The following is a 2,839-nucleotide window of genomic DNA, read 5'->3' on the forward strand; positions in this document are numbered from 1 at the left end:
TCCCAAGGTGGAGTACAAGGCTCTGGGTGATACTACCGCTGATCAGAACATTTACTTCTTGGGTACCGGCTTCTACGGCCAGTTTAACTTCTCCAGGGGTGTTCAGTATGTGATTCGTGAGAAGGGCTCAAACACCCCGGTTCTGGGGACGAGCGACATTTTTGAATATAACCACCCTAGCCATATTTCTGAGTTCAAGAACGGCAAGGTACGCGGCGTCGTGAAGGTTCCGGCGAATACTCTGGATCCGGCGAAAAAGTACGTGGTGGAGGTTTGGACTAACAACGGCTACAAGAACGGCGAGAATGCCGGCCCTGTGGTGGGCAAGGCACCTGAGGGTCGCAGTGAGCTGTTGGCTTCTCAGGACCTGAACTTCAAGGGGTCTGACGCTGATGAGGGTAAGCAGCCCAGCCTGACTGATGAGCAGCGTAAGGAACGCGCTACCCGCGGCGAGCTGACGGCGGCTCTGTACGCTCAGGCTGGTAGCCCCAAGGTGAACCTCCCGGTAGTCTCCCCCTGGCCGGATGTGAAGACCACCGACCCGAACTACGCCGCCTATGTGTGGGCTCGCCAGAAGGGTATTACTTTCGGCTGGTCTGACGGTAAGTTCCACGCGGAGGCAAGCATCTCGAACGCTACGGTTGCGGCATTCACCTACCGTGCAGCGGGTTCCCCTACCCTTGATCATGACTGGCACTCGTACACTGATCTGACCCCGGATTCTGCGTTCTTCCGTGAGATTGTGTGGGCTGGTCAGAACAGGGTTGCACTGAGCACCAGCGGCACGTTTGACCCCAAGCATACGGTGACTCGCGGTGAGCTGGAGGTTCTGATGATGGCTTTCTAGGTTCGCTAAGATAGCCCTCTGAATAACCCCGTGTTCCCGAATGGTTTTTCTGTTCGGGAGCACGGGGTTCTGTTTTTCGAAGTTCAGCATGCTGGGTTCTTAGCGGCTGGTCAACCTGGGAAAACCCTCAGAACCTTCAAGTCTCTCTTGAGTGTTCCTGACATCTGTTCAACCCTTTGCTAGGGTGAGAGTGTCCCCTGAATCGACGGGGATATTCGACCATTTCTCATTGGGTTGGCGCAGATTCGACGAAGATTCCTCACCACCTTTTAGAAACTGCATCGGCGCGATGGGTTCGACCGATAAGGAATGATTATGTCCGCTCTTCCGAATTTCAAGGCTTCGTCCTTCTTCCGTGCAGCACGGGGTTGCGGTGCATTGGCGTTGGCTGGCGCGATGGTTCTGCCGATGTCTCCTGCGATTGCTCAGAATGTTGTTGCGGATGCTCCTGCGGCGGCTGTTGCTGGTTCCCTGCCGGATCATCGCGTCCGCGAGAATCCTGTTGCTACTTCTGATGAGTTCGCTCCTCATTGGAGCTACAACGCTTTGAAGGATACCGGTAACGATCAGGTTCTGAACTTCTCTGGTTGGGGTTTTAAGGGTGATATTAACTCCCCGAAGGGTGTTCAGATTGTTGTGCGTGAGAAGGGCTCGAACACCCCCGTCCTGGCTATCAGCGACATCATCGAGTACAACGACCCCGAGTATTCGTCCCAGTACCAGCATGGGCTCCTCAACGGTAACGTTAAGATTCCCGCTAACACCCTGGATTCAGCTAAGCAGTACACCGTTGAGGTGTGGGGCAATAACGGCTACGAGGGTAGCGATAAGCTTGTCACTCCCGTCGTGGGTCAAGCTCCCGAGGGCCGCGGTACCCTGCTCGCTTCCCAGGCGCTGAACTTTAATGGTTCTGATGGTTCGCAGGCTGCGGATGTTCCGGGAGCTAAGCCTATTCAGGAGTCTACCCCGACGTTTGAGGTTCTGTACGACGGCAAGGCTCAGCTGCTGTACACCTCCGAGGGCGGCGCCGTTCACGTGAAGGGTTCGGGTTTCACGAAGGAATGGCGTGAGAAGCACGGCAACGTAGCAGTTTATATTGCCGCTTCTCAGGGCGTTCCCGATGGTAGCCTTCTGCCCGCTGATGGTACGCCGCTCCGTTTTGAGGAGGGTAAGGACTTCACCATTGCCGAGGACGGCACCCTGGATGCTCAGCTGACCGTCAAGCCGGGCGCGCTGCTGAACTACTACGAGCCTCGCAACTACTTCCCCGGTATCCCGCGTTACGAGGTGCGTTACGAGGTTGACCTGGTTGCTGAGAAGCAGGGCGACCCCCAGCTGACGGTTAAGGACCTGTGGGCTGGTAAGAACGTGGTGCAACGTATTGCGGTGCAGACTCAGGCGTACCGCCCTGAGAAGTTTGCTCCCAAGGTGGAGTACAAGGCTCTGGGTGACACCGCGGCAGATCAGGATATTTACTTCTCGGGTACCGGCTTCTACGGTGAGATTGCTTCCCCCAAGGGTGTTCAGTATGTAATCCGTGAGAAGGGTTCGAACACCCCGGTTCTGGCAACCAGTGACCTTATTGAGTACAACCACCACGACCGAGCCTTTGAGTTCGTGAACGGTGAGCTGTCCGGTAGCGTCAAGGTCCAGGCGAGCACTCTGGATCCGGCGAAGAAGTACGTCGTGGAGGTATGGGGTAACAACGGTTACGAGGACGGCGAGTTTGTCGCTCCCGTGGTGGGTAAGGCACCCGAGGGCCGCGGTACTCTGCTGGCTTCTCAGGACCTGAATTTTAAGGGTTCTGATGCGTCCAACACTGATGATAAGAAGCCTAGCCTGACCGATGAGCAGCGCAAGGAACGCGCTACCCGCGGTGAGCTGGCGGTGGCTCTGTACCTTCAGGCTGGCGCGCCCGAGGTGAAGCTGCCTGAGACGTCGCCCTGGCCGGATGTGAAGACTGACGACCCGAACTACGCTGCGTACATTTGG

General features: G+C 56.6%; 1 protein-coding gene and 1 pseudogene. Both read left to right on the plus strand.

Translation table 11 applies throughout. The features are described 5' to 3' along the window. A pseudogene (locus HMPREF2928_RS08110) lies at positions 1-847 on the plus strand (gluconolactonase); the annotation flags it as partial. 315 nt (positions 848-1,162) lie between these two features. Continuing rightward, a partial coding sequence (locus HMPREF2928_RS09165; RefSeq protein ID WP_070688185.1) for a gluconolactonase occupies positions 1,163-2,839 on the plus strand: 1,677 nt, incomplete at its 3' end.

Origin of the sequence: Rothia sp. HMSC072B04, assembly GCF_001813725.1 — a bacterium.
GTDB lineage: Bacteria > Actinomycetota > Actinomycetes > Actinomycetales > Micrococcaceae > Rothia > Rothia mucilaginosa.